Genomic DNA, 26,006 nt, shown 5'->3' with positions numbered 1-26,006 from the left:
CCGCCTGGAGCTCCTAGTTGTCGGGCAGCCGCCAGTCGTTCAGCACCTGCGCCGCCGGCCCGGACCTTTCCATGTCGCCCTTCTCCTGCGCCCGCCTCAGGTCGTGGTAGACGCCGGCGACCTGGTCGATCCCCGCCTCGACGCGGCCCTGCTCGAAGCTCCTGGCCGCCTTCCTGATCTTGTCGCGGGCCTTGCCCGCGACCTTGGGGTCGATCGCTCCCATGGCCTGCTGGGCCATCAGCGCCTCGTCGAACTCCGACAGCCACTTGCGGTAGCCGCCAGGCGGGATCGCGTCGCCCAGGGTGGCCTTGGGCTCGGCCGTCTCGCGCGGCGAGGTCGGCTCGGGCCCCAGGGTGTTCACCAGGCCGGGCGTCGCGTCCGGCGTGGGCTCCTGGGTGGGGAGCGTGGTCGGCAGCGTGGTCAGTTCCGTGGTCGGCGCGGGGGTCGGGGTGGAGGCGGTCAGCGGCTCCTCCTTCCTCGTGCCGGCCCACATCACCATGACGACGGTCACCACCGCGATGGCCACCACGGCGGCGCCGAGCTGGAGGATGAGCTTGCGGTTCGACGCGGGGGCGGGCTCGAGGTCGCCCGCCTGGTAGACGGCGGTGTCACCGGCTCTCGGGCTTCCGCCGTGCCCCGGGGCCTGGAAGACCTCGGTCGCGCCCGACCCGTCCCCTCCGAACGGCCCGGTCCCCGGCGCGCGGCCCTGGCCGCCGGGCGGCACTCCGCCGTCCCGGAGGGAGACGCCCGTCACGGGCATGGCCGGCCCGGCCGGAGGCGACCCGACCGGAGGCGCCCCAGGAGGAGGTGACCCAGGGGAAGGTTGCCCAGCGGGAGGCGGCACGAGGAAAGGCTGCCCGGGCGGAGGCGACGCGGGGGAAGCCTGCCCAGGCCCGGGCGGCACGGGTGCCGCGGCGGGCGGTGCGGCCGGGTTGGCGCGCGGCCGCGCGATGGCGGCCAGCGCCCGCCGGATCGCCTCACCGCTGCCGGGCCGCTTCGCGGGCTCCTCGGCGATCATGGCCAGCACGAGCCGATCCAGCTCCGGGGACACCTCGGCCCGGAGCACGCTCGGCGGAGCGGCCGCACCCCGCCCCGAAGCACCGGAGTCGTCCTCCTTGCCGCCGAAGGGCGGGCGGCCGCACAGGAGCTCGTAGCAGACGCACCCCAGCGCGTACAGGTCACCGGTGGCCGCGGCCTCCTGCCCCGGAGCCCGCTCGGGCGCCACGTACCGCGGGTCCCCCGGCACCCGGTCGTCCATCCCGAACCCGACGACCTTGAGCACCCCGCTCCCGGCCAGCCGGAAGCTGTGCGGGGCGACGTTCCCGTGCACGACGCCCGCCCGGTGGGCGGCGTCGAGCCCGGCCGCGGCCTGCCCGATCAGGTCGCACACCTCGACGATCGGCAGGGGACCGCGCGCCGCCAGCTCCTCGCCCAGGCTGGGGCCGGTGAGGAACTCCATCACCAGGAACGGCGCCCCGTCATGGTCGCCGACGTCCAGCACCATGGCCACGTTCGGATGGATCACCCGGGCCACGGCCTGGGCGTGCTGCCTGAGCACCTCCCGGGTCGCGGCCCCCGCCACCCGGGCGCCGAGCACCTTCACGGCCACGACCCAGTCGGCCCGCGTGTCGTACCCTCGCCACACCTCACCCATCGGCCCGCTGCTGATGCGCTCGTCAAGCCGATACCGGTCAGCGACCAAGGACGGCGTCGCGTCGGACATATCCCCGCCAATTACTCGAACATCAGGATTTCCGACCACCATAGGGCCCCGCAGACCCTGCCGCCCCATCATCGGCTGGGCGGCGAGGTCAGGCCGCCACGGGCTGCGGCACGCGCCCCACCGGCGCGGCCTCGTCGAGCGGCTGCGGCGCCGCGTTGAAGACGGCCTCGTCCAGCCGGCCCTCCGAGCGCGCCACCAGGACGGGGACGACGAGCTGTCCCGCGACGTTGGTGGCGGTGCGGATCATGTCGAGGATCGGGTCGATGGCCAGCAGCAGGCCGACGCCCTCAAGGGGCAGCCCCAGCGTGCTGAGCGTGAGCGTCAGCATGACGGTCGCGCCGGTCAGGCCCGCCGTGGCGGCCGAGCCGACCACCGACACGAACGCGATCAGCAGGTAGTCGCCGAACCCGAGGGGCACGCCGAACACCTGGGCCACGAAGATCGCGGCCAGCGCCGGGTAGACCGAGGCGCACCCGTCCATCTTGGTGGTGGCGCCGAACGGCACCGCGAAGGAGGCGTAGTCGCGGTCCACGCCGTTGCGCTCGACGGTGACCCGCTGCGTCAGCGGCAGCGTGCCGACGGACGAGCGGGAGACGAAGGCCAGCTCGATCGCGGGCCACGCGTTGCGGAAGAACTGGACGGGGTTGACCCTGCCCCACACGGCCAGCACCGCCGGATAGACGGCCAGCAGCACGATGAAGCAGCCGATGTACACCCCGGCGCTGAACTTGGCCAGCGGCGCCAGCAGGTCCCACCCGTACGTGGACACGGCCTTGCCGATCAGGCCCGCGGTGCCGATGGGAGCCAGGCGCAGGACCCACCACAGCGCCTTCTGGACGAGTTCCAGGACGGAGCGGGCGAGGTTCAGGAACGGTTCGGCCTTCTCGCCGACCGCCAGGGCCGCCGCGCCGAGCACGACCCCCAGGAAGACGATCTGGAGGACCTTCACCTCGGTGAAGGCGGTGACGATGTTGGTGGGCACGATGCCGGTGACGAAGTCGAGCCAGGTGCCCGCGCCTTCAAGATCCACGGCCTTGGCGGCGGCGGTGTCGAGCGTGACGCCCTGGCCGGGGTTGATGAGCAGGCCGAGGCCGATCGCGAGCGCCACGGAGACGAACGCGGTGACGAGGAACCACAGCAGCGTCTTGGACGCGAGCCGGGCGGCGCCGTTGACGTTGCGCAGGTTGGCCACGCTGACCAGCACGGCGGTGAAGACCAGGGGCGGCACGGCGAGCTTGAGCAGCTGGACGAAGATCTGCCCGATCCGGGTCAGCGTCTCGGCCAGCCAGGCCACGTCCCAGATCTTGGCGACGAAGCCCAGCGCGATGCCGGCCGCGAGGCCGACCAGGAGTTGCAGGGAGAAGGAGAATCTCTTCATGGGTTGGGGAAGCTCCCGAGGAACACGGCATGCCGGCCCGCCACGCGAGCAGGCATGCCAGGTGAGGATTTGGGTGATCGAGGCTGACGCGGTCAGCGACAGAGCGATCCGTGCAACCGGCACAGATCGATGTGCAGCCGCTCGACGAGCCACACGAACACCAGGGAAAACCTCACGAGCTCCCACAACACCCGCAAAAAGGGGCATATTCCATTAAGGGGTGTGACTCACCCCACAATGTCCTTGATCGTCTCAATCAGCCGCACCCGGTCCTCGTGCGTCCGGCCGAGCGGCGCCACGTTCAGCGTGGTCACCCCCGACTCCTTCATCGCCTGGACGCGGTCGCGCACGAACCCCTCGCTGCCGATCAGCGACATGCTCTCCAGCAGCTCGCCGGGCACCAGGGCGGCCGCCTCCTCCTTCTTGCCTTCGAGGTAGAGGTCCTGGATCCGCTCGGCCTCCTTCTCGTAGCCGTAGCGCCTGGCCAGGTCGTTGTAGAAGTTGCGGCCCTTGGCGCCCATGCCGCCGATGTAGAGGGCCGCCATCGGCCGCCCGAACTCCAGCAGCCCGGACACGTCGTCGCCGATCGCCAGGGACGCCTGCGCGATCACGTCCAGTTCGCCCAGCTCAGGGTCGCGCTTCGCCTTGCCGGCGGCCAGCGACGCGCCCCACACGTCGGCGGCCTTCTCGGGCACGTAGAAGATCGGCTCCCAGCCCTCGGCCAGCTCGGCGGCGAGCTCGACGTTCTTGGGCCCGATGGCGGCGATCACGATCGGGATGCGGGGCCGTACCGGGTGGTTGATGAGCTTCAGCGGCTTGCCCAGGCCCGTGCCCTGGTCGGGCGGGAGCGGCAGCGTGTAGTGCTTGCCCTCGTGCACCAGGCGCTCGCGCCGCCACACCTGGCGGCAGATCTCGACGACCTCCCTGGTACGCCCGAGCGGCGCCGTGTACGGCACCCCGTGGAAGCCCTCGATCACCTGCGGCCCCGACGCGCCGAGGCCGAGCGTGAAGCGTCCGTCGGAGACGTAGTCCAGGCCCGCGGCCGTCATGGCCAGCAGCGTCGGCGTGCGGGAGTAGATCGGCAGGATGCCGGAGGCGATCTCCAGCCGCTCGGTCCTGGCCGCGATGTACCCCATCTGGCTGACGGCGTCGAAGCTGTAGGCCTCGGCCACGAACACGATGTCGAGACCGGCCTTCTCGTAGTCCGCCAGCTCGGCCACCGTCTCCTTGAAGCCGCCCGAGTAGTTGAGTGCCATACCGATGCGCATGCCGGGCTCCCGATGAAACCGAATGATATTCCGTTGCGACGCGAACAGGCTATCGCGTCGGCGCGGCGGGCAGGGAGCCACTAGCCTGGATCAGGTGCTGAGTCGGCTCGTCGTCGTCGTGTCCGCCGTGGTCGCCGTGGCCATGGCCGGACACCGGCTGATTCCTGCGCTCGGCGGGTTCACGCCGGTGATGGAGAGCCTGCTGCCCTGGCTGGGGGTGTCCGTCCCGCTGCTGCTGGTGGCCGCCGCGCTGGCACGCTCCAGGATGGCCCTGGTCGCGGCGCTGGTGCCCGGGGTGGTGTGGGCGGCGATGTTCGGCTCCACGCTGCTGCGCACGCCGCCGGGCGGCCCGAGCGACCTGGCCGTCGGCACGGTCAACGTGGGCGTGACCAACAACGCCTCGGGCGAGGCCGTCCGCATGATCGCCAAGGACCTCGACCTGCTGGCCGCCCAGGAGCTGACCAGCGGCGGCCCCGCGGCCAAGCAGCTCAACAAGATGTTCAAGTACCACTATCCGGTCAGCACGGTCGGCCTGTGGAGCCGCTACCCGATCAGCGAGACCAAGCCGCTCGACGTCGGCCTGGGCTGGCCGCGGGCGCTGCGCGCGGTGGTCGCCACCCCCAAGGGCAAGGTGACCGTCTACGTCATGCACCTGGCCTCGGCCCGCCCCGGGGAGACCGCCTCGCGCGACGTCTCTCTCGCGCACGCGCGCAAGCTCATCGACGCCGACCCGAGCAAGCGCATCCTGCTGCTCGGCGACCTCAACACCGCCACCACCGACCGGGGCATGCGGGGGCTGACCCCGCCGCTGAGCGACGCGCAGACCGTGGCGGGCGACGGGTTCGGGTTCACCTGGCCGTCCGAGTTCCCGATCACCCGGCCCGACCACATCCTGTTCAAGGGCATGACGGCGACCAAGGCGGGCGTCGCCCCCGCGACCGGCAGCGACCACCGCGCCGCCATCGCCTCACTGCGGCTCTAGCAGCCGCAGGTCCTGGGGCGTGTCGATGTCGGCAGGGTCCCCGTGCTCGTCGCACGGCACCTCGGTGACCAGCTCGGGGTGCGCCTTCATGAACGGCCGCGCCCCCACGTCCCCCACGGCCAGCTCCGCCACCTCGGCGAAGTGCTCGCGGGCGATCAGCACCGGGTTCCTGCGCTTCCCCCCGTAGGTGGCGACCGCCAGCCCGGCGCCCGAGGCGATCAGCGCGCGTACCGCGCCCGGGCCGATGAACGGCTGGTCGACCAGCGCGATCACCACGGACTCGGCCTCCCGCGGCAGCGCGGCGAGCCCGACCCGCAGGGACGAGCCCATGCCGGAGGCCCAGTCCGGGTTGCGCACGGTCACCGCGCCGCGCACCTGCACGGTGGCCGCGCCGAGCACGACCACGACGGGGTGGCAGCCGCCCTCCTCCAGCAGCCGCACGCCGCGGTCGACCAGGCGCTCGCCCGCGTACTCGACCAGCGCCTTGGGCGTGCCCAGCCGGGCGCCCTCTCCCGCGGCCAGCAGCAGCCCGGCCACCTTCGCGCTCTTCATGAGCCCCCGTCGTGGATCTCGTGGTGGATGCGGCCCTCGGTGCTGGACAGCGGGCGGCCCGAGCCGCCCCAGCGGAGCTGGATCAGCTCGGCGGCGATCGACACGGCCGTCTCTTCGGGGGTGCGCGCGCCGAGGTCGAGCCCGATGGGCGAGCGCAGCCTGGCCAGCTCGGCGTCGGCGAGCCCGGCCTCGCGCAGCCGTTCGAGCCGGTCCTCGTGGGTGCGGCGCGAGCCCATGGCGCCCACGTACCCGGCGTCGGTGCGCAGGGCCACCTCCAGCAGCGGCACGTCGAACTTGGGGTCGTGGGTGAGCACGCAGATCACCGTGCGCTCGTCCACCTGCACGGAGGACAGGTAGTCGTGGGGCCACTTGACCACGACCTCGTCGGCGTCGGGGAAGCGCTTGGCGGTGGCGAAGATCGGGCGGGCGTCGCAGACCGTGACGTGATAGCCGAGGAACTTGCCCACCCTGGCCACCGCCGCCGCGAAGTCGATCGCCCCGAACACCAGCATGCGCGGCGGCGGCGCGAACGACTGCACGAACACCGCCAGGTCGTCCAGGCGCCGCTCCCCCTCGCCGCCGTAGTGCCTGATGCCGGTCAGGCCCTGGGCGAGCATGCCGCGCGCGTCGTCGTCCACGGCCTCGTCCAGCCGGTCGAGCCCGAGCGTGCCGGACGAGCGGTCCGGCCAGATGACCCGGCGGGCGCCGATCCGCCCGGGGCCGGAGACGATGGTGGCGACGGCCACCGGCTCGTGCGCGTCCACGGACATCGCGATCTCCCCGAGTTCGGGGAAGGTCTCGATCGAGATCGGCTCGACGAGGATGTCGATGATGCCGCCGCAGGTGAGCCCGACCGCGAACGCGTCGTCGTCGCTCACGCCGTACCGCTGCAGGACGGGCTCGTCGACGTCGGCGGCCAGCTCGAACACCGCGCCCTCGACGCACCCGCCGGACACGCTGCCGACCACCTCGTCGCCGCGCACCGCCATGGCCGCGCCCGGCGGCCTGGGCGCGCTGCTGAACGTGCTCACCACGGTCGCCAGCCCGAACTTGAGCCCCGACCTCCACCACCTCATGATCTCCGGCAGCACGTCACGCATGGGCCAGCCTTTCGCTGAGTCGCTCGTATGCGGCCAGGCTGTGCCCGGCCACCAGGTCGTCCACGTACGGCAGGGCGGCCCGCATGCCGCCCGTGAGAGGCTGGTAGTCCTCGTACCCCTTGTGCGGGTTGACCCAGATCACCCGGTGCGCCTGCCTGGCCAGCCTGGCCATCTGCGTCCCCAGCAGGGCCGGGTCGCCGCGTTCCCACCCGTCCGAGGCGATCACGGCGATCGCCCCGCGCGCGCTGTAGCGGGACAGGTACTCCTTGAGCTCGTCGCCCAGCCGGGTCCCGCCGCTCCAGTCGGGGATGGCCTTGGAGACCTCGTTCAGGGCGGTGCCGGGGTCGCGGTGGCGCAGCTCGGCGGTGACGGGGGTGAGCCTGGTGCCGACCGAATAGACCTTGGTGGCCCGGGGTTCGCTCCTGACGAGCGCGTGGGCGAAGCGCAGCAGGGTCTCGGCGTACGGGGCCATCGAGCCGCTGACGTCCACGAACAGGACGACCGTGCGCGGCCGGGTGGTGTGCCTCTTGCGCCGGAGCCGGGCGATGTCGCCCTTCCTGAGCGCGTCGCGGATGGTGCGGCGCGGGTCGAGCACGCCCCGGTGGGCGCCCTCGAAGCGGCGCGAGCGCCGCCGTTCGCGCCCGCACCTCAGCATGGCCAGCATCCGGTGCACCTCGGCCCGCTCGGCCTCGGTCAGCCTGGCCACGTCGCGGTGCCGAAGCACCTCGGCCCGGCTCGCCGTCGCGGGCGACGCCGTCCCGTCGTCGCCGCCGTCCGCCTCGCCGTGCGGCTCGGCCGCCAGGTGCCTGGTGACGCTGGTCGTGCTCGTACGGGACACGCTCGCCCGTGCCCCGCCGAAGTACGCGGCGAAGCACCGGTCGTAGCGGGGCAGGTCGTCAGGCGTGGCGCAGAGCGTGAGCCGCCCGGCCCAGTAGACCTCGCCGGAGTCGGCCACGTCGAGGTGGTCGAGCGCCCTGAGCAGGTTCTGCGTCCGCTCGTGATCGGCGGCGACCCCGGCCGCCCGCAGCGTCCTGGCGAACGCGGTCATGGTGGCGACCAGCTCATCCATGGGGCAGCAGCCCGTTTCCGAGCACGTTCGAGACGTCCTCCCGGTATTTCAGGGCCGCCCCCAGGGTGGCCGCGGCCAGGGCGGGATCGAGCTCCTTGGCCCCCAGCGTCAGCAGCGCCTCGGTCCAGTCGAGCGTCTCGGCCACGCCCGGCGGCTTGACCAGGTCCGCCTGCCGCAGCCGCTCGGCCGCCCGCGCCACCTGCACGGCCAGCGTCTCGGTGCAGTCGGGCAGCCGGCGCAGCAGGATGGCGACCTCGCGGTCGAAGCTGGGGTGCTCGAGCCAGTGGTAGAGGCAGCGCCGCTTGAGCGCGTCGTGCACCTCGCGCGTCCTGTTGGAGGTCACCACGACCACCGGCGGCGTCGTGGCCTTGACGGTCCCGAGCTCGGGGATGGAGATCGTGAAGTCGGAGAGCACTTCGAGCAGGAACGCCTCGAACTCGTCGTCGGCCCGGTCGATCTCGTCCACCAGCAGCACGCTCGGCTGCGTCTCGATGGCCTTGAGCAGGGGCCGCGCGATCAGGAACCGCCTGTCGTAGATCTCCCCCTCCAGCCGGCCCACGTCGGTGACGCCCGCGGCCTCCGCGGCCTTCAGGTGGAGCAGCTGGCGCGCGAAGTCCCAGTCGTACAGCGCCTGGGCGGCGTCCAGCCCCTCGTAGCACTGGAGCCTGATGAGCGGCGCCTTGAGCAGCGTCGCCAGCGTCTTGGCGAGCTCGGTCTTGCCGACCCCCGCCTCCCCTTCGAGGAAGAGCGGCCGGCCCATCCTCAGCGCCAGGAAGGCGGCCGTGGCCAGCCCTTCGTCGGCCAGGTAGGCGTGCCGGTCGAGGAGCTCGATGAGCTTGTCCGGCGACTCGATGTCCATTGCCTTGATTGTCCGCCGCAGCACTCCTTCAGGCTACGTCGACACCCGGCCCGGCGATATTCGTCCGCCGGCGATGACCCCAGGTCATCGACCGGCTACTTCTCGCGAGCCTCGCCGCGCTCCCGGATCAGGGCCTCCAGCTCGGCCGTGGCCCGGCGGGCGCGAAGCTTCTCCGAGCCCTGGATGCCCATGGCCCCGATGGTGCGCCCGTCGGAGGTGTCGATCTTCGGCCAGGGGTCGCCCACCAGCAGCGTGACCTCCAGGATCTCCGGCCACGAGTAGCGGTGGGTGCGGGCGGCGTTGACGATCGTGAGGCCCTCGTCGTCCGCCTCCACCCGCACCCGCCCCAGCAGGTGGAGCACGAACGCCACCGCGCACCCGAACGCCACGATCGCCAGCCGGTCGGGCAGCTTGAACGGCTGGGCGATGAAGACCGCCATCAGCACCGACCCGAGCACGATCACGGCGGCGGAGCTGTAGGCGACGATCCGCGGTCTGCGGGGACGCCAGGTGACGGGCAGGGGCGGTGGAGTGATCGGCTCGGGCACGAAGGAAACCTACCGCAGGTTAGTGGAGGTCCCGCAGGAGGAGGGCGGTCTCGAGCGCGGCGATGGCCGACTCGTATCCCTTGTCCTCCTTGCTCCCCGGCAGGCCCGAACGGTCGAGGGCCTGATCCAGGGTCTCGCACGTGAGGACGCCGTTGCCGACGGGCGTCTCCTCGTCCAGCGAGATCCGGGTCAGGCCCGCGGTCACCGAGTCGCAGACGTAGTCGAAATGGGCGGTCTCGCCCTTGATGACCGCGCCCAGCGCCACCACCGCGTCGCAGCGGCGGGCCAGCGCCTGGGCGACCACGGGGATCTCCAGCGAGCCCGGCACCCGCACCACGGTCGCCGTGGCGCCGCTGTCGTCGCAGGCCTGCAGGGCCCGCGCCACCAGCTGATCGGTGATCTTGGCGTGCCAGCTGGCCGCCACCACCCCCACGCTCAGCCCCGAGGCGTCGGGCGCCGCAACCCCCGGCCGTCCTTCGCCGCTCATGATGCCTCCGAGATGTGATGGCCGAGGCGGTCGCGCTTGGCCGTGAGGTAACGCTCGTTGTGCGGGTTCATGGCCACGGGGAGGGGCTCGCGGCCGAGGACCTTGATGCCGTACCCGTCCATGCCCTTGAGCTTGGCCGGGTTGTTGGTGAGCAGCCGCACCGACCTGACGCCGAGGTCGGCCAGGATCTGCCCCGCGTTGGAGAACTCCCGCGCGTCCACCGGCAGCCCCAGCTCCACGTTGGCGTCGACGGTGTCGCTGCCGTTGTCCTGCAGGTTGTACGCCTTGAGCTTGGCCAGCAGGCCGATGCCCCGGCCCTCGTGGCCGCGCAGGTAGACGATCACGCCGCGGCCCTCCTGGGCGATGGCCGACATGGCGTTGCCGAGCTGCACCCCGCAGTCGCAGCGCAGCGAGCCGAACACGTCGCCCGTCAGGCACTCGGAGTGGGCCCGGACCAGGATGTTCTCGCCGTCGGACAGGTCGCCGAAGACGAGCGCGACGTGCTCGCCGCCGTCGAGCGCGCTGGCGTAGCCGTAGACCCGCCACATCCCGTACGCGTTCGGCAGCCGCGTCTCTGCCACCCGCGTGACCATGCTCTCGGCCCGGCGGCGGAAGTCGACGAGCTGCTCGATGGAGACCAGCGCCAGGTCGTGCTCGTCGGCGAAGCGGCGCAGCTCGGGCAGCCTGGCCATGGTGCCGTCGTCGTTGACCACCTCGGCCAGCGCGCCCGCGGCCGACAGGCCGGCGAGCCTGGCCAGGTCAACGGCCGCCTCGGTGTGGCCGCGCCTGGCCAGCACGCCGCCCTCGTGGTAGCGCAGCGGGAAGATGTGCCCGGGGCGCACCAGCTCGTTGGGCTCGGTCGCGGAGTCGGCGAGCGTACGGATGGTCTGGGCCCGGTCGGCCGCGGAGATGCCCGTGGTGACGCCGTCGCGGGCGTCCACGGTGATCGTGTACGCCGTGCGCATGCGCTCCTTGTTGTGCACCACCATGAGGGGCAGCCCGAGCCGGTCGAGCTCCTTGCCCTCCATGGCCACGCAGATCATCCCGCTGGTGTGCCTGATCGTGAACGTGCACAGATCGGCCGTGGCCTTGGCCGCGGCGAAGATGAGGTCGCCCTCGTTCTCCCTATTCTCGTCGTCGACCACGACGACGGGCCGGCCGTTGCGGATGTCGTCGATGGCCCGCTCGATGGGGTCCAGCTTGATGTCGCTCATCGCGCCACCGCCACGCCGACCTCGGCCGTCCGGTATTCACGCAGCCACTTCACGAACCCGATCACCACCAGCACGAAGAAGATCCCGTACACCCACCCGGAGACCACCAGCCCCGAGCTGAACGCCAGCGGCACGCCCACCAGGTCGACGGCCACCCACACGATCCAGAAGTCCACCAGCGCCCGGCCCTGCGCCCAGGTGGCCATCGCGCTGCCGACGAAGATGTAGGCGTCGGCGGCCACCAGGAAGGCGCCCTTCGGCAGCGGCACCTGCGCGCCCCACGACAGACCGGTGAAGAAGAACAGCAGCCCGACCAGGGCCGTGCCCAGCAGCATCACGCCGATCAGCAGCGACCGCTCCCACCACACGGCGGGGCGGACGCGCAGTTGCCTACCGTCCTGCGTGCCGCGCCGCCACGCCCACCAGCCGTAGACCGCCAGGCCCGCGAACAGGGCCTGCTTGAGCGCGTTCCCGGTGATGTGCGCGTTGATCGAGGCGACGAACAACAGCACCGAACCGGCGAACTGCACCGGCCAGGTCCACATCGACTTGCGCATGGCGAGCAGGACCGTCGACAGAGCGGCGATGTTGCCGATCAGGTCCGTCCAGAGCACATGGGTGCCGAATACGTTGAATCCGGCGTCGGCCCAGTTCACTGCCTGACCACCAGCCTTTCCACATACTTAGCGATCACGTCGACCTCGATGTTCACGATGTCGCCTACCTGGCGCTCGCCCATGGTCGTGAGCTTGAGCGTGGTGGGGATGAGGCTCACACCGAAGCTGTCGTCGTCAACCGTGGTCACCGTCAGGCTGATTCCGTCGATCGCGATCGAGCCCTTCTCCGCCACGTACGGGCTCAGCGCCTCGGGGAGCGAGAACCGCAGGTCGTCCCAGCTCTCGCCGGGTTCCCTGGACAGCAGCACGGCGGTGCCGTCCACGTGGCCCTGCACGATGTGGCCGCCGAGGCGCTGGTCGGCGCGTACGGCGCGCTCCAGGTTCACGGGGGAGCCCTGCGCGAGCCCGCCGAGGGAGCTGCGGTCGAGCGACTCCCTCATCACGTCCACGGTGAACACGTCGTCCTCGACCTCGACGACGGTGAGGCACACGCCGTTGACGGCGATCGAGTCGCCGTGCTTGGCGTCGGAGGTGACGACGGGGCCGCGCACCGACAGCACGGCCCCGCCGCCGGCCTGGTCGATGGCCACCACTTCGCCCTTTTCCTCAATGATTCCGGTGAACATCACTGCTCCCTGCCTGGTTGGGTGGCGGGCCGGGCGATCAGCCGCACATCCGGCCCTATAGGGGAAATTTCGTCAAAAGTCAGGCGGTGCATCTCGCCGATCGTCCCCACCCCGGCCGCACCGAGCGCGGCCCGCCCGGAGCCGAGCAGCGCGGGGGCCAGGTACGCGACCACGCGATCCACCAGGCCCCGCCGCAGGAACTCCCCGGCCAGCGTGGGGCCGCCCTCCAGGAACACGCTGACGACCTCGCGCGCGGCCAGCTCCCTGAGGAGGGCTTCGAGGTCGAGACCGTGGCCGTCGCGGGGGAGGCGGAGGAGGTCGTTCTTGAGCCCGGTGTCGGTGTCCTCGGCTATGGCGACGAGCGTGGGGGCGCTGTCGTCGAGCACCCGGGCGTCCTGCGGCGTCCTGCCCCGCGTATCGACCACGACCCGCACCGGCCGCCGCCCACCCACTCCCGGCCCATCACCCGCGCCACCGATGCTCCCTGGGCTCCCCGCACCACCACGGAGGCCCACGCCCGCACTCCGGGGTCCCTCCCCCGCAGCGGCGGCGCCCTCGACCGGACGCATACCGCCCGCTCCGCCGCTGGGACGCCCTGCCGCTGCGGGAACCACCGCACCGACGCGCGCCTGCGAGTCGCCGGTTACGCCTGCGCCCGCCTCCTGGCCGTCGCCGCCGGGAGCGGTCGCGCCGTTGCCGACACCCGCACCGGCGCTCTGGCGACCCTCCACGCCACCGGCAGCACCCCCAGCCCGACGTGCCGCCGCAGCGGAAGTGGCCGTGCCATCGGAAGTGGGCGTGCCATCGGAGGTGGGCGGCAGCGCCGTGCGACCGGCCGAGCCGATGTCGCTCGTGGCGCCGGGGCGGGCCGTGAGGTGGGGGTCGCCGGCGAGGACGGTGCCGGGGCGGGCCGTGAGGTGGGGGTCGTCGGCGAGGACGGTGCCGATCCCGGCGACGATCGCGTCAGCGGCGGCCCGCAGCCGGTGCACGTCGGCCCTGGCCTCGGGCGAGGTGATCCACTGGCTGGTCCCGTCCTCGGCCGCCGACCGCCCGTCGAGCGTGGCCGCGAACTTCCAGGTCACGTGCGAGCGCCCGAGCCGCGCGTACGTCAGCCACTCCTCGTTGACCCGCTCCGCCTCGGCCGTCAGCACCCCGGACGTCACCGAGACCCCGTGCGCCCGCAGCCGCGCCGCGCCGCCGGCCGCCTTGGGGTTGGGGTCCGGCACCGCGATCACCACCCGCGCGACCCCCGCCGCCAGCAGCGCCAAGCTGCACGGCCCCGTCCGGCCGGTGTGGTCGCAGGGCTCGAGCGTCACGTACGCGGTGCCGCCCCGCGCCCGCTCCCCCGCCTGCGCCAGCGCCACGACCTCGGCGTGCGGTCCGCCCGCGTACACGTGGAAGCCCTCGCCCGCCACCTGGCCGTCGGCGTCGAGCACGACGCAGCCCACGACGGGGTTGGGGCTGGTGGTGCCGTGTCCGTGCCCGGCCAGTTCGACGGCGCGCGCCATGTGCGCGGCGTCCTGCGCGGGTATCTCCACCCGGGGTCTCCTACTCGCCAGTAGCTCCAAGCCACGGCGGGCCCCGGGGAATTTTGGCCCTGATGCTGCTGTGCGTCAGGGCAGGCGCCCGGCTGGGACACCGGACACCTCGCGCGCTTCCTCCCATCCGGACTTTAACCGTCGGTCCCGGAATTTCACCGGGTCAACCGGCCGATGGCATCGGCCGGGTCGCGGACTTTAACCGCCGGTTCGGAATTACACCGACCCCGGAGCACGCTAGCTCTCTTGGCTACCAGTGTGCCATGCCCGAATTGCCGTACGCGACCGCCCCGGCATATTTGACCAAGCGCTAGGTCAAGCGGCCATGAGCCGGCGCGCCCGCCGGGCGGCGGGGCTGTAGAGGACGTCCCCCGGGACCAGCCCGATCCCGGTCTGCAGGGTGCGCAGGGTCGCCGTGGCCCACAGGTCGCCGACCGGCGTGGCCGGCAGCCCGTACAGCCGTCTCGCCCAGCGCGGCAGCGTGGCGAACGACAGCAGCGTCAACGCGGGCAGCGCGGGCCTGAGCGGCGTCAGCCTGCGCGGGAGCGGGGCGTTCAGCGACAGGCGGAGCGGGTGGGCCGCCTCGGGGACGAACCGCAGCCCCGGCCGCGCGGCGTCGATGTAGTCGTGCAGCTCGGCCACCGACCCCGGAACCTCCTCCGCCTTCAGCCCCACCACCTCGGCCGCCCGCCGCCACTCCGCGACGAACGCGTCGGCCTCGGCGTCCGTCAGCCGCACCCCGGCCCGCCGGGCCACCGACAGGTAGGAGTCGACCTCGCCGACGTGGACCCAGCGCAGGGCGTCGGGCTCGTCGAGGTGGAAGGTGGTGCCGGTGTCGGGGTCGTAGGCGGTCAGGTTGGCGTGGATCTTGCGCACGCGCCGTCCCGCCCGTTCGACCTCGGCATCGGTCCCGTACGTGCGCACGCGTACGAACTCGGTGGTCCGTACGAACCGCGACCAGGCCTCATGGGGATCCATGAGCGCGGAGTTCTGCAGCACACCGCGCATCGCCCGCGGATGCAGACCCTGCATCAGCAGCGCGCGGATGCCGCCCACCAGCAGGATCGGCTCGCCCATCACCCGCCACGTCACCGAGCGGGGCCCGAAGATCCCATGGTCGCCCATAAGTGAATGGTTACCCAGGTGGTGGGTGATTTATGCGCTTTTAAGGGTGGCGGCGGCCCGGAGAGCGTCGACGGCGGCACTCGGGTCGGAGGCGCCGTAGACGGCGCTGCCCGCCACGAACACGTCGGCGCCCGCGTCCGCGCACCGCTCGATCGTGCCCGCGTCGACTCCCCCGTCGACCTGCAGCCAGACCCGCCCGCCGTGCCGCTCGATCAGGTGCCGCGCCCGCCGGACCTTGGACAGCACCCCGTCGAGGAACTTCTGCCCGCCGAAGCCCGGCTCCACGGTCATCAGCAGCAGCATGTCGACCTCGCCCAGCAGGTCTTCGTACGGCTCGACGGGCGTGGCCGGGTTGAGCGCGAGACCGGCCCTGGCGCCGAGCGAGCGGATCTCGCGCAGCGTCCTGATCGGGCCCTTGGCCGCCTCGGCGTGGATGGTCACGCTGCCCGCCCCCGCCTCCGCGTACTGCGGCGCCCAGCGGTCGGGGTCGTCGATCATGAGGTGGCAGTCGAGCGGCGTCGAGGTCGCCTTGCGCAACGCCTCGACCACGGGCAACCCGATGGTGAGGTTGGGCACGAAGTGGTAGTCCATGACGTCGACGTGCAGCCAGTCGGCATTGGGCACGGCGGCGGCCTCGTCGGCGAGTCTGGCGAAGTCGGCGGCGAGGATGCTGGGCGAGATCTGTACGGCCATGATTGCCCAAGTCTAGTGAACGGCCCGCGCCCGGCTCCCATCAGTCCGGCAGGCAGGCGCCCACCAGGACCGCGAGGCCGATCGGGTCACGCCTGGGGACGCTTGCGGAGCAGGGCCAGGAACATGGCGTCGGTGCCGTGCCGGTGCGGCCAGAACTGGGCGTGCGGGCCGTCGCCCAGGTCGTCGACCTCGGGCAGGTAGGCGCGGGCGTCGAGCTGCTCGACGTCGCCCCGGCGGGCCACCACGTCCCCGACCACGACCCGGGTCTCGGCCAGGTGCGGGGAGCAGGTGACGTACGCGACGACGCCGCCGGGACGCACGGCGTCCAGCGCGGTGCCGAGCAGCCGGCGCTGCAGCTTGCCCAGGTCCGCGATCCCGTGCGGATCCCGCCTCCAGCGTGCCTCCGGCCGCCGCCGCAGCGCTCCCAGACCGGTGCAGGGGGCGTCGAGCATCACGCGGTCGAACACCCCGGGCCGCCACGCGGGCTCGATGCCGTCCACCGTGAGCACGGCCGCGTCCCTGGTCGTCTGCCAGACCAGCCGCGCCCGATGCTGCTGCACGTCGGCCGCCACCAGCCGGGCGCCCCCGGGGAAAGCCATCGGACCGGTGCCGGCGGCCGGGGCGTGGGCGCGGTCCCTGGCCTCCTTGCTCAGCCCCGCGAGGTCCCCGTGGGTGGCGATGGCGTCGAGCAGGCCCGCCTTGCCGCCCGGGCCCGCGCACATGTCGAGCCACAGCTCGTCCCCGTCCCCCTCCAGGGGAACGCGGGTCAGGGCGAGCGCCACCAGCTGGCTGGCCTCGTCCTGGACGGCGGCGCGGGTCTCGGCCACGGCCTCGATCTGGCCGGGATCGCCCTCGCGCAGGTAGGCCGCGTACGGCGAATAGCGGCCGGGCAGGGCGCCCACGGTCTCGAGCTCCTCCACCGAGCTGCGCCCCGGCCGCGCCACCAGCGTGACCAGGGGGCGGGCGTTGTCGGCGTCGAGCAGGTCGGGCATCTCGTCGGGCCCGCCGAGCGCGTCGCGGAAGGCGGAGACGATCCAGCGGGGGTGGCCGTAGGCGATCGCCAGATGGCCGACCGGGTCGTCGGCCGGGTCGGGCGCGACGATGGGCACCCATTCCTCGAGCGTCCTGGAACCGATCTTGCGGAGCACCGCGTTGACGAACTTGGCCGCGCCCTGGCCGATGCGCAGACGTACGAGGTCGACGGTGGTGCCGACGGCCGCGTGCGGCGGGACTCGCATGCGCAGCAGCTGGTGCGCGCCCAGCCGCAGCGCGTCGCGCACGTCCGGGTCGGGCACGCGGTCGCTGCACATCTCGATGACGGCGTCGTAGGTGCCGAGCCCGCGCAGCGTCCCGTAGGCGAGCTCGGTCGCCAGCGCGGCGTCGCGGCCCCTGATGCCGCGGTCACGCAGGAGCCGCGGCAGCAGCAGGTTGGCGTACGCGTCGCGCTCGTCGACCGCGCGCACGACGTCGAAGGCCGCGTTGCGGGCATGGTCGCGCGCCGGTCTCGGCGGCCTCCGTGCACGGTCGCCGCCGCCCCTGCCTCCGGTGCCCTGGCCCCCCGTCGTCCTCATCCCCTCAGACTTTCCCTCACGCCGCGCGCCGGCACCCCGGGTCACTTGAAGATCTCTTTGCCCTCTGGGCGAACCCCGCGAGCCCACTCCACGGCCCCCATCACCCGCTTGCCCTGCGGCTGCACCTCACCCAGCTCCACCGCGTCGGTGGCCGTCCCGACCAGCACCCTCGCCTTGGAAACGGCGATCTCGCCCTCGGCCAGCCGCTCGCCGGGCACGATCCGCGCGGGCCCGAGCTTCACCCGCTGCCCCCGGAACTCGCTCCACGCCCCGGGCGCCGGCGTGCAGGCCCGGATGCGGCGGTCGACGTGCATGGCGGGCTTGGTCCAGTCGATCCGGGCGTCGACCACAGTGATCTTGGGGGCGATGGTGACCCCTTCGGCGGGCTGCGCCCGGGCCTCCAGGGTGCCGTCCTCGACGCCGTCGAGGGTGGCGGCCAGCAGCCCCGCCCCCGACACCGACAGCCGCTCCAGCAGCGACCCGCTCGTGTCGTCGGGGTGGATCGCCTCGGTCACCACGCCGTAGACGGGCCCGGCGTCCAGCTCCTTGACGATCTGGAACGTCGTGGCCCCGCCGATCTCGTCGCCGTGCAGGATCGAGTGCTGCACGGGAGCGGCCCCGCGCCAGGCGGGCAGGATCGAGAAGTGCAGGTTGATCCACCCTTGGCGGGGGATGTCCAGCGCCGACTGCGGCAGCAGGGCCCCGTACGCGACCACCGGGCAGCAGTCGGGCTCCAGGGCGCGCAGCCGGTCGAGGAACTCCGGGTCGCCGGCCTTGGCCGGGCGGAGCACCTCGATGCCCGCCTCCTCCGCGAGCTCGGCCACCGGCGAGGGGTGGACCTTGCGCCCGCGCCCTGACTGGGCGTCGGGGCGGGTGACGACCGCGACGACCTCGTGGCGCGGCGAGTCGATCAGGGTGCGCAGCGACGGCAGCGCCGTCTCCGGCGTGCCCGCGAAGACGAGACGCATGCTCTCAGAGCGCCCTTCCGCCGGTGGCGTGCGGCGAGACCTTGATCACAGGGGCGGACAGGCCGCTCCACTCGGCCTCGCGCACGGCCTTCATGGCCAGCTTGCGCTGCTTGGGGTCCATGCGGTCGATGAACAGGATGCCGTCGAGGTGGTCGGTCTCGTGCTGGAAGCAGCGGGCCATCAGGTCGGTGCCCTCCAGCGTGACGGGCTCGCCGTGCATGTTGAAGCCCTTGGCCACGGCGCGGATGGCGCGCGGCGTCGGGTAGGACAGGCCGGGGAAGGACAGGCAGCCCTCCTCGCCCTCCTCGTCCAGCTCGGAGGACAGGTCGAGGTCGGGGTTGATCACGTGGCCGAGCTGCTCGTCCACGTAGTAGGTGAACACCCGCAACCCGACCCCGATCTGCGGGGCCGCCAGGCCGGCGCCCGGCGCGTCCATCATCGTGTCGGTGAGGTCTTTGACCAGCTTGCGGAGCTCCTTGTCGAAGTCGACGACCGGGGCCGCCGGGGTGCGCAGCACCGGGTCTCCGAACAGCCGGATCGACTGGATCGCCAAGGGGGTTACTCCGTTTCTCGTCTGTGGATCAACCCAGTTTAGTGCTCTCCAGGGAGCGCGCCTTCATCGCCGCCTTGCGCGCGGCCTTGACCACGGCCTGGTCGTCGTGGGCGGAGGCGAGCATGTCGAGCACGGCGATCGTGTCGGGGTGGTCCACCGCGGTCATCTCGCCGACCAGCTTGATCAGATCCTCACCCGGCTCGGGCGTGTCGAGCCGGCCCGCGGCCGGGCCTGACAGGTGCATGAGGGCGGCCAGGGAGTCGACCGCGATCCAGGTGTGGTCCTCGGGGCTGAGCGTGGGCGCGTCGAGGTCGCGGATGTGCAGCCAGGAGGCGGCGTAGCGGCGCATCAGCGGATGGCCGAGCGCCTGCCTGACGGGCCCCTCGGCCTCCGGGCCCAGCTCCTCGAGGATGGCGCCGACCGCGCCGCGCTGCCCCGCCGTACCGGAGGCGGCGATCTCGATCAGGTCGCGGGCCGCGGACTCCGGCTCGCGGCGCTCCAGCCACCCGGCGACGGCGCTCTGCGTGGCCGAGCCCTTGACCAGCGCCTCCACCAGCTCGGCCGCCGACAGGTCGGCGAACACCTCCACCTCGGCCGCGGTCGGCGCGTCGTGGCCCTCGCGCAGCAGGTCGCGGCGGATGGCCCAGACGCCGAGTGGGGTGAGCGCGGTGCGGCCGGCGGCGGTCTGCTCGACGAGCCCGCAGTACGTCAGCAGCGACAGCGCCTCCAGCAGCTCGGCGGGCAGCGCGGCGGCCAGCCGGCGCATCTCGACGGGGCCGGGCGCGCAGGCGACCTCGTGGGACTGGAGGATGCCCCTGGCGAGGTTGGCGGTCGCGACGCCGGAGCGCACGGAGTAGATCGTGGCGAGCATCTCGGCCAGGTGGCCGTCGACCACGGCGGAGCCCGTCAGGCCGTCGTCGGCGCGGTCGAGCACGTCCATGACGACGCCGTCCCAGAACTCCAGCGTGGCCTCCACCGTGAGCTGCATCGACAGCGGCCCTCGCGAGACGCGGCCGCCGAGGATCTGCAGCAGCCCGGTGTTGACGGCGACGATCCAGATCAGGCGCAGCCGCGAGGCGGGCAGGCCGAGCTCCCTGGCGGCGGCCTCGGCCTCCTCGGAGCTCAGGTGCCCCTCCGGGCTGACCTGGCGGGTGCCCGTCCACGTGGTGAGCCTGATGGCGTCGGCGACGAGCGGCACCCTGGGCACCGCCGCGGCCAGCTCGGCCTCCGGCGCGAGCAGGACCGGCGGGAACGTCAGCGCTTCGTTCTCCACGGGAGTCTCCTCAGGAGGCCGTGGGGGCACGGCGGCCTGCTCATCGATCAGCTTGCGCAGCTCGGCGAGGTCGAAGACGTTGTTTGCCACCCACGAAACTTACTGCACAGGAGTCACATGGGCGTACTCAACGGATGGCGCGGGACCGGGCTTTGAAGGCGGCCTTGCGTGCCGCCTTCGCGACCGTGCCGTCGGGGATGGAGCGTCCCAGCAGCTCCAGGACCTCGACGACGTCGGGGTGGTCGACCCGCCACATCTCCTCGATCATATGGGCGGGCGGACCCGAGGCGGCCATGTTCTCGGCGAAGATCTCGGGATCCTCCTCGGCCGCGGGCATCGCGAGCGCCAGCATGTCGACGCTGACCCAGAGCAGCTCCTCCTGGGTGAGCTGGGGCGCGGGCAGCCTTCTGGCCGCCAGCCAGTGGATGACGTGCGGGCGCAGCTCCTGGTCGTCGAGGTAGTCGCGGACCTGGGGCTCGGCCTCCGCGCCCAGCCGGTCGACGATGGTGATCGCGATGCCGCGGGCCACGGCGGGCGCGCCGGAGGCGGCGGCCAGCAGCTCGGCGGCGGCCTCGCCGGACGCCCGGCCGCTCAGCCACCCGCTGATGTCCTGCTCGGCGAGCTCGGCGGGCACGCCTTCGAGCAGCCCTTCGATGAGCCCGAGCGCGTCGGCCTCGGCCAGGTCGGGTGCCTCGGGCGCGTCGAGGTCGAGCGCCAGGTAGTGCTCGCGCAGCCCCCAGACGGCCAGCGGGGTGAGCTCCGCGGCGTCGTCAGTGACCTGGATCATGCCGCACCACGACAGCCGGTCGAGCGTGCCGGCCAGGTCGGCCTCGCCGTCCTCGGCGAGCTCGTCGAGGTAGTCGCCGATGACGGTGACGGGCACCCGCACCTGGAGCCGGTAGAGCATGTCGAACAGGTCGTAGTAGCCCTCGTCCTGCTCGACCAGGTCGGCGACCCGCGCCGCCCAGCCCTCCAGCGGGTCGCCGGTGTCGGGCAGCGGGTCCTCGGCCAGCAGGGGCACGCCCTCCAGCGCCGCGACGAGGTCCTCCCGCGCGGCGAGCCTGGCGGCGGGCAGCGGCGTGCACCCGGGGCAGTCGCAGGGCGCCTCGCCCAGGTCGGGCACCTCGCCGGAGGGGATGGCGATCGCCTGCTCGAGCGACTCGGGACCGATGGAGCTGAACAGGCTCTTGGCCATGCCGAAGTTCGCGGGGTCGGCGAGTGCCTCGGGCATGCGCGGCGCGATGTCGTCGAGCCTGTCGCGCATGAGCACCGCCGTCGGCTCCGGAATCGCGCCCGCCTCGCTGAGGTAGTCGACGAAGGTGCGGGCGGCGGCCACGGTCTCCGGAGCGCTCTCCGGCGGGGCGATGACCTTGCGCGGGTAGATGGACAGCAGCAGTTCGTCGAAGGTCTCTGGGGTGAAGTCACCCAGTTCGTTGACGTTGAGGTAGTCGCTGGCGTAGTCGCAGAGCAGGCGGACCTCGTCTGCGTCCACCTCGACTTCCCGCGCGTGTCCCCAAGCGCGCAGGTCGTCGATGGCCTGGTTCACCCATTCGATCGACACATGGGGCACGCTAACGGCTGGCCTCCAGATGAGCGAATCGGGGAAATGGTCTAAATCAGGTCGAGCGGGTCGACACTCACCTTCACGACATCGGGCGTCTTACGCGCCGCACGAACCCCACTGGCCCCTTTGAGCGCCGCGGCCAGGGCGGCCCCGCCGGATCTCGGTACCCGGATCATGGCGCGTTCCTGGCCGGCCTCGTCCACGGGGACGGGGCCGAGCACCTCGGCGTCGGGCGGCAGGCGCACCTCGTCGACCATCTGCCTGACCGCGCTCGCCGCGCCGGTGAGCGTGGCCATCCGCACCGCCGGCGGGAAGCCCAGCTCGGCGCGGTCGCCCAGCTCGCGCTCGGCGTGGGTGACGGGGTCCCACCTCAGCAGGGCCTGAACGGCGGGCAGCGCGGCGTCGCCGAGCACCACCAGCTCGGCGGCGGGACGGAGCAGGGCGGCGGCGTTCATCCACCTGCGCACCGCCTCCTCGGCCGCCCTCAGGTCGGCCCTGCCCAGGAGCGCCCAGCCGTCGAGCAGCACGGCCGCCGCGTAGCCGCCCTCCGCCACGGGCTCGGCGCCCGGGGTGGCGACGACCAGCGCGCGGGTGGCGGGAACGGTGGCCAGGACGCCGTCGCGACCCGACGTGCGCACCTGCACGGAGGGGAAGGCCCTGCCGAGTTCCTCCGCGGTGCGCCTGGCGCCGGTGACCACGGCGCGGAGCCTGGGGCTGCCGCAGGACGAGCAGCGCCAGTCGGCGTCCACCCGGCCGCACCAACGGCAGTAGGGGGCCGCGTGGCCGCCTCGGAGGGCGAGCGGCCCGTGGCACAGGTGGCCGGGCTCCGCGGGCGCCTCCGGGATCGGGAAGGCCGTACCGGCGTGCGGGTCCGGCGGCAACGCCGCCCGCCGCGTGGGGGGCAGGGCGCAACGGGCGGGAACGCGGCAGTGCCGGCAGGCCAGGGCGGGCAGGTAGCCGCGTCTGGGCACCTGCACCAGCACGGGCCCGCTCTCCAGGCCGTGGCGCAGGGCCCGCCAGGCGAGGCTGGGCAGCCTGGCCTGGCGGGCCGCCTGGTCCTTGGCCAGCTCGGCGTCCTCACCCGCGGGGCGCACCCGGGGCGCGAGGCCCCTGATCGTCGTGCGGGCGGCCACGATCGGCCTGGCCCAGCCGGAGGCGACGAGCTGGGTGGCCTCGGCGGTGCGCGCGTATCCGCCGATGAGCATCGCGGCGCCGCTCCTGTGGGCGCGCAGGCCCAGAACCTCGCGGGCGTGCGGATACGGCGCCAGGCGCTCGGCGTGGAGGTCGTCTCCGTCGTCCCAGATGGCCACCAGGCCGAGATCGGCGACGGGGGCGAACATGGCGGCCCTGGTGCCGACGACGGCCCGCACCTGGCCTCTCAGCACCTTCAGCCACCGGCGGTAGCGCTCGGCCGGGCCCAGGTCGGCGGTGAGCGCCACGTGCCTGCCCGGCCCCAGCACCCGGGCGAACTCGCCGTCGGCCAGCGCGACGTCCTTCCCGTCGGGCACCACGACGACCGCTCCCCTGCCGCCGTCCAGCGTCGCCCGCACCGCCTCGGCCGTCGCCCCCGCCCATCCCCTGGCGCCCGGCAGGGCGGACCACACGGCCCGGGGCGCGCGCCCGTCGCGCAGCGCGCCGAGGAAGGAGGGACCGGTCGGGTACGCGTCCCATGCGCTTTCGGTCTGGGACGGCTCCGCGGGCGGCAGGTCCTGCTTGGCGGGCTCCTCCGACTCGGCCTTGGCGTGGCGGGGCGGGACGGCCAGGCGGAGCACGTCGGTCAGGGTGCCCGCGTAACGGTCGGCGACCGCCCTGGCCAGCCCGGCGATCTCCGGGGTGAGCACGCGCTCTGGGGACACCACGCGTTCGAGCGGCGTGAGCCTGCCGTCGTGCTCGCTCTCGTCCGCCCGTTCCAGCAGGAACCCGTCGACCAGCTTGCCCGCGAACCGCACCCGCACCCGCACGCCCGGCTCGGCCGTCTCATGCATGGAGTCGGGCACCAGGTAGTCGAAGGGGCGGTCGAGGTGCGGCAGCGGGCTGTCCACCACGACCCTCGCCACAGGGCGTTCAGGGGCGGGCGCGGGGGCCCCTTTGGTGTCCTTCGACGACGCTGGGGGCCGCACGGCGTCGAGCGGCAGAAGGGCGTCGTCGGAGTCGGTCACGCATTACGTCTACCAGACCGTTCGCCGTGACCGAGCGAGAGCGGAGCTGTTGCCGGGGCCACGCGGCCCAGGCGGTTGCGGGCACGCCGACAGGCGCGTCCGCCCAGGTGGACCGGGCCCGGACCTCAGGGATGCTCCGCCGGAGCCCATACGGCGCGGCGGCTGTGCCGTCGCCTGGCGGGCCGTGCGTCGCCAGACCTCAACGGCGGGACGGCGGCCGCGAGTGCCGCGCGTCGGAACTTCACCGGCTCGGGGCGCGCAGGGCACGCCCAGGGGCGCCGCACACCAAGGCAGCGCCCCTTGAGCTCAGCCGGCGTGGGTCAGAGGCCGGCGGCGGTGCGCAGGGCCTCGGCGCGGTCCGTGGACTCCCAGGAGAAGCCCTCACGGCCGAAGTGGCCGTAGGCGGCGGTCTCCGAGTAGATCGGGCGCAGCAGGTCGAGGTCGCGGATGATGGCGGCCGGGCGCAGGTCGAAGACCTGGAGGACGGCGTCCTGGATCTTCTCGACCGGCAGCTTCTCGGTGCCGAAGCACTCCACGAACAGACCCACCGGCTGCGCCTTGCCGATCGCGTACGCGACCTGGACCTCGCACCGGTCGGCCAGGCCGGCGGCGACGACGTTCTTGGCCACCCAGCGCATGGCGTAGGCCGCCGAGCGGTCGACCTTGGACGGGTCCTTGCCGGAGAAGGCGCCGCCACCGTGGCGGGCCATGCCGCCGTAGGTGTCGATGATGATCTTGCGGCCGGTCAGGCCGGCGTCGCCCATGGGGCCGCCGATCTCGAAGCGGCCGGTCGGGTTGACCAGCAGGCGGTAGCCCTCGGTGTCGAGGTCGAGGCCGGCCAGCACGGGGTCGACCACGTGCTCCTTGATGTCCGGCGTCAGCATCTCCTTCAGGTCGATCTCCGCCGCGTGCTGCGTGGAGACCACCACGGTGTCGAGGCGGACGGGCGTGTCGCCGTCGTACTCGATCGTCACCTGCGTCTTGCCGTCGGGACGGAGGTAGGGCACCGTGCCGCTCTTGCGCACCTCCGACAGCCGCTGCGCCAGCCGGTGGGCCAGGGTGATCGGCAGCGGCATCAGCTCGGGGGTCTCGCGGCAGGCATAGCCGAACATGAGCCCCTGGTCGCCCGCGCCCTGGCGGTCCAGCTCGTCCTCGGCCTGGTCGACCCGGCTCTCGTAGGCGTCGTTGACGCCCTGGGCGATGTCGGGGGACTGGGCGCCGATGGACACCGACACGCCACAGGAAGCGCCGTCGAAGCCCTTGTGGGAGGCGTCGTAGCCGATCTCGAGGATCTTCTCCCGGATGAGGGCCGGGATGTCGACGTAGGTCTCGGTGGTGACCTCGCCTGCGACATGGACCTGGCCGGTAGTGATCAGCGTCTCGACCGCGACCCGGCTCTTGGGGTCGTCCTTGAGCATGGCGTCGAGAATCGCGTCACTGATCTGGTCAGCGATCTTGTCCGGGTGGCCTTCGGTGACCGACTCGGAGGTGAACAGGCGACGTGACAACTCAGTGGCTCCTCATGCAGCGGCTGCTGACGGATTTAAGGCCCGGGACGCATGGGCATGCCTGGGCCTCGCCGAAGTCTAGCCCCACCCGGCGCCGGGGCGCGAAACCGTCCGCGATCCGGATTCCGTCACAGCTCGGGCAGGGGGTCGGGCGGCAGGGTCTCCGGCGCGAAGATCTCCGCGTCGGCGGCCGCCACCACCGCGGCGTACTCCTCATCGAACTCGAACACGATCGAGTCCAGCTCGATGACCGGTCCAGGCAGGATGGGGCCGAGCCTGGTGTGCCGCGGGAACTCCGCGAACACCGCGACCGGCCGATCGCTCCTGAGCGTCCTGGTGGCCAGCACCGATATGGAGGAAGCGGTGACCACGATCAGGAAGTTCCCCGTCCCCGCCGGTCCCGCGGACACCGCCGGAAAGACATAGCGGATCTCCCCCTGGTCGCCGAGCAATGTTCTACAACGGTCTCTGACAGCAGAACCCACCGGCATTCCATCCCCCTTCGCCCCAAGTATCCGCAGGCGTATAGGGGTGTAGCAATAGGTGATCGGGTAATCGCTCTTGCACGATTCGAACGGTCCAACGCGGGGTACCAAACCCCGATACGCACGTTCCGGAAGTCCGGGGCCAC

At 72.7% G+C, this 26,006-nt stretch carries 24 protein-coding genes and 1 riboswitch; of the genes, 1 reads left to right on the top strand and 23 read right to left on the bottom strand.

Going from position 1 to position 26,006, the window contains the following annotated elements; genetic code table 11:
* Positions 1-13: 13 nt before the first annotated feature.
* The 3 genes from ACIBI9_RS02740 to ACIBI9_RS02730 form a co-directional block, all read right to left on the bottom strand.
* Entirely contained in the window at positions 14-1,723 is a 1,710-nt protein-coding gene (locus tag ACIBI9_RS02740; RefSeq protein WP_397220192.1) for a serine/threonine-protein kinase, read from the bottom strand.
* An 88-nt stretch (positions 1,724-1,811) separates the two neighbouring features.
* Positions 1,812-3,101, bottom strand: coding sequence for a dicarboxylate/amino acid:cation symporter (locus ACIBI9_RS02735; protein WP_397220191.1), 1,290 nt, complete (start codon positions 3,099-3,101; stop codon positions 1,812-1,814).
* A 227-nt stretch (positions 3,102-3,328) separates the two neighbouring features.
* Complete coding sequence (locus ACIBI9_RS02730) at positions 3,329-4,369, bottom strand: LLM class F420-dependent oxidoreductase (protein WP_397220190.1); 1,041 nt, start codon at positions 4,367-4,369, stop codon at positions 3,329-3,331.
* 94 nt (positions 4,370-4,463) lie between these two features.
* Between ACIBI9_RS02730 and ACIBI9_RS02725 the strand changes: the two genes are divergently transcribed.
* Positions 4,464-5,351, top strand: a complete 888-nt coding sequence (locus ACIBI9_RS02725) for an endonuclease/exonuclease/phosphatase family protein (RefSeq protein ID WP_397220189.1) — start codon at positions 4,464-4,466, stop codon at positions 5,349-5,351.
* On the opposite strand, the gene ACIBI9_RS02720 is transcribed toward ACIBI9_RS02725, so the two are convergent.
* From ACIBI9_RS02720 to ACIBI9_RS02625, 20 genes are all read right to left on the bottom strand, one after another.
* Entirely contained in the window at positions 5,337-5,903 is a 567-nt protein-coding gene (locus ACIBI9_RS02720; RefSeq protein WP_397220188.1) for an NTP transferase domain-containing protein, read from the bottom strand. The genes ACIBI9_RS02725 and ACIBI9_RS02720 overlap by 15 nt on opposite strands.
* Positions 5,900-7,003: an XdhC family protein gene (locus ACIBI9_RS02715; RefSeq protein WP_397220187.1), complete on the bottom strand. Its 1,104-nt coding sequence runs from the start codon at positions 7,001-7,003 to the stop codon at positions 5,900-5,902. Before ACIBI9_RS02715 ends, ACIBI9_RS02720 begins: the two co-directional genes overlap by 4 nt.
* Positions 6,996-8,072 carry a VWA domain-containing protein gene (locus tag ACIBI9_RS02710; RefSeq protein ID WP_397220186.1) on the bottom strand — a complete coding sequence of 359 codons (1,077 nt, stop codon included), beginning with the start codon at positions 8,070-8,072 and terminating at the stop codon, positions 6,996-6,998. Before ACIBI9_RS02710 ends, ACIBI9_RS02715 begins: the two co-directional genes overlap by 8 nt.
* A complete protein-coding gene (locus ACIBI9_RS02705; RefSeq protein WP_397220185.1) occupies positions 8,065-8,931 on the bottom strand; it encodes an AAA family ATPase in 867 nt (288 codons plus the stop codon). The genes ACIBI9_RS02710 and ACIBI9_RS02705 overlap by 8 nt, the downstream gene beginning before the upstream one ends.
* 95 nt (positions 8,932-9,026) lie before the next feature.
* Entirely contained in the window at positions 9,027-9,479 is a 453-nt protein-coding gene (locus tag ACIBI9_RS02700) for a PH domain-containing protein (protein ID WP_397220184.1), read from the bottom strand.
* 19 nt (positions 9,480-9,498) lie between these two features.
* A complete protein-coding gene (gene ribH / locus ACIBI9_RS02695) occupies positions 9,499-9,966 on the bottom strand; it encodes a 6,7-dimethyl-8-ribityllumazine synthase (RefSeq protein WP_364832496.1) in 468 nt (155 codons plus the stop codon).
* Complete coding sequence (locus ACIBI9_RS02690) at positions 9,963-11,180, bottom strand: bifunctional 3,4-dihydroxy-2-butanone-4-phosphate synthase/GTP cyclohydrolase II (protein ID WP_397220183.1); 1,218 nt, start codon at positions 11,178-11,180, stop codon at positions 9,963-9,965. Before ACIBI9_RS02690 ends, ribH begins: the two co-directional genes overlap by 4 nt.
* Complete coding sequence (locus ACIBI9_RS02685) at positions 11,177-11,836, bottom strand: nicotinamide riboside transporter PnuC (protein ID WP_397220182.1); 660 nt, start codon at positions 11,834-11,836, stop codon at positions 11,177-11,179. The genes ACIBI9_RS02690 and ACIBI9_RS02685 overlap by 4 nt, the downstream gene beginning before the upstream one ends.
* Positions 11,833-12,423 (bottom strand): riboflavin synthase, encoded by a 591-nt coding sequence (locus ACIBI9_RS02680; RefSeq protein WP_397220181.1) that lies wholly within the window; start codon positions 12,421-12,423, stop codon positions 11,833-11,835. The genes ACIBI9_RS02685 and ACIBI9_RS02680 overlap by 4 nt, the downstream gene beginning before the upstream one ends.
* Positions 12,423-13,961 carry a bifunctional diaminohydroxyphosphoribosylaminopyrimidine deaminase/5-amino-6-(5-phosphoribosylamino)uracil reductase RibD gene (gene ribD / locus ACIBI9_RS02675; RefSeq protein WP_397220180.1) on the bottom strand — a complete coding sequence of 513 codons (1,539 nt, stop codon included), beginning with the start codon at positions 13,959-13,961 and terminating at the stop codon, positions 12,423-12,425. The genes ACIBI9_RS02680 and ribD overlap by 1 nt, the downstream gene beginning before the upstream one ends.
* A 109-nt stretch (positions 13,962-14,070) precedes the next feature.
* Positions 14,071-14,201: riboswitch (FMN riboswitch) on the bottom strand.
* A 75-nt stretch (positions 14,202-14,276) separates the two neighbouring features.
* Positions 14,277-15,086, bottom strand: coding sequence for an oxygenase MpaB family protein (locus ACIBI9_RS02670; protein WP_397220179.1), 810 nt, complete (start codon positions 15,084-15,086; stop codon positions 14,277-14,279).
* Between the two features lie 30 nt (positions 15,087-15,116).
* Positions 15,117-15,779 carry a ribulose-phosphate 3-epimerase gene (rpe, locus tag ACIBI9_RS02665; protein ID WP_397220178.1) on the bottom strand — a complete coding sequence of 221 codons (663 nt, stop codon included), beginning with the start codon at positions 15,777-15,779 and terminating at the stop codon, positions 15,117-15,119.
* 86 nt (positions 15,780-15,865) lie between these two features.
* Positions 15,866-17,350, bottom strand: a complete 1,485-nt coding sequence (locus ACIBI9_RS02660) for an RsmB/NOP family class I SAM-dependent RNA methyltransferase (protein WP_397220177.1) — start codon at positions 17,348-17,350, stop codon at positions 15,866-15,868.
* Between the two features lie 41 nt (positions 17,351-17,391).
* Positions 17,392-18,318, bottom strand: coding sequence for a methionyl-tRNA formyltransferase (fmt, locus tag ACIBI9_RS02655; RefSeq protein ID WP_397220176.1), 927 nt, complete (start codon positions 18,316-18,318; stop codon positions 17,392-17,394).
* A gap of 4 nt (positions 18,319-18,322) precedes the next feature.
* Positions 18,323-18,871: a peptide deformylase gene (gene def, locus ACIBI9_RS02650; RefSeq protein ID WP_350729109.1), complete on the bottom strand. Its 549-nt coding sequence runs from the start codon at positions 18,869-18,871 to the stop codon at positions 18,323-18,325.
* Between the two features lie 28 nt (positions 18,872-18,899).
* Positions 18,900-20,234, bottom strand: coding sequence for a hypothetical protein (locus ACIBI9_RS02645; RefSeq protein WP_397220175.1), 1,335 nt, complete (start codon positions 20,232-20,234; stop codon positions 18,900-18,902).
* A 37-nt stretch (positions 20,235-20,271) separates the two neighbouring features.
* Positions 20,272-21,705: a hypothetical protein gene (locus ACIBI9_RS02640; RefSeq protein ID WP_397220174.1), complete on the bottom strand. Its 1,434-nt coding sequence runs from the start codon at positions 21,703-21,705 to the stop codon at positions 20,272-20,274.
* A 50-nt stretch (positions 21,706-21,755) separates the two neighbouring features.
* Positions 21,756-23,867 (bottom strand): primosomal protein N', encoded by a 2,112-nt coding sequence (locus ACIBI9_RS02635; protein WP_397220173.1) that lies wholly within the window; start codon positions 23,865-23,867, stop codon positions 21,756-21,758.
* A gap of 320 nt (positions 23,868-24,187) precedes the next feature.
* Positions 24,188-25,375 (bottom strand): methionine adenosyltransferase, encoded by a 1,188-nt coding sequence (metK, locus tag ACIBI9_RS02630; RefSeq protein WP_397220172.1) that lies wholly within the window; start codon positions 25,373-25,375, stop codon positions 24,188-24,190.
* A 128-nt stretch (positions 25,376-25,503) separates the two neighbouring features.
* Positions 25,504-25,866, bottom strand: a complete 363-nt coding sequence (locus ACIBI9_RS02625; RefSeq protein ID WP_397220171.1) for a hypothetical protein — start codon at positions 25,864-25,866, stop codon at positions 25,504-25,506.
* Positions 25,867-26,006 lie beyond the last annotated feature (140 nt).

This window comes from Nonomuraea sp. NPDC050451 (assembly GCF_044458585.1).
The sequence above is the reverse complement of the archived record's forward strand: the minus strand, read 5'-3'. Positions and strand labels throughout refer to the sequence as shown.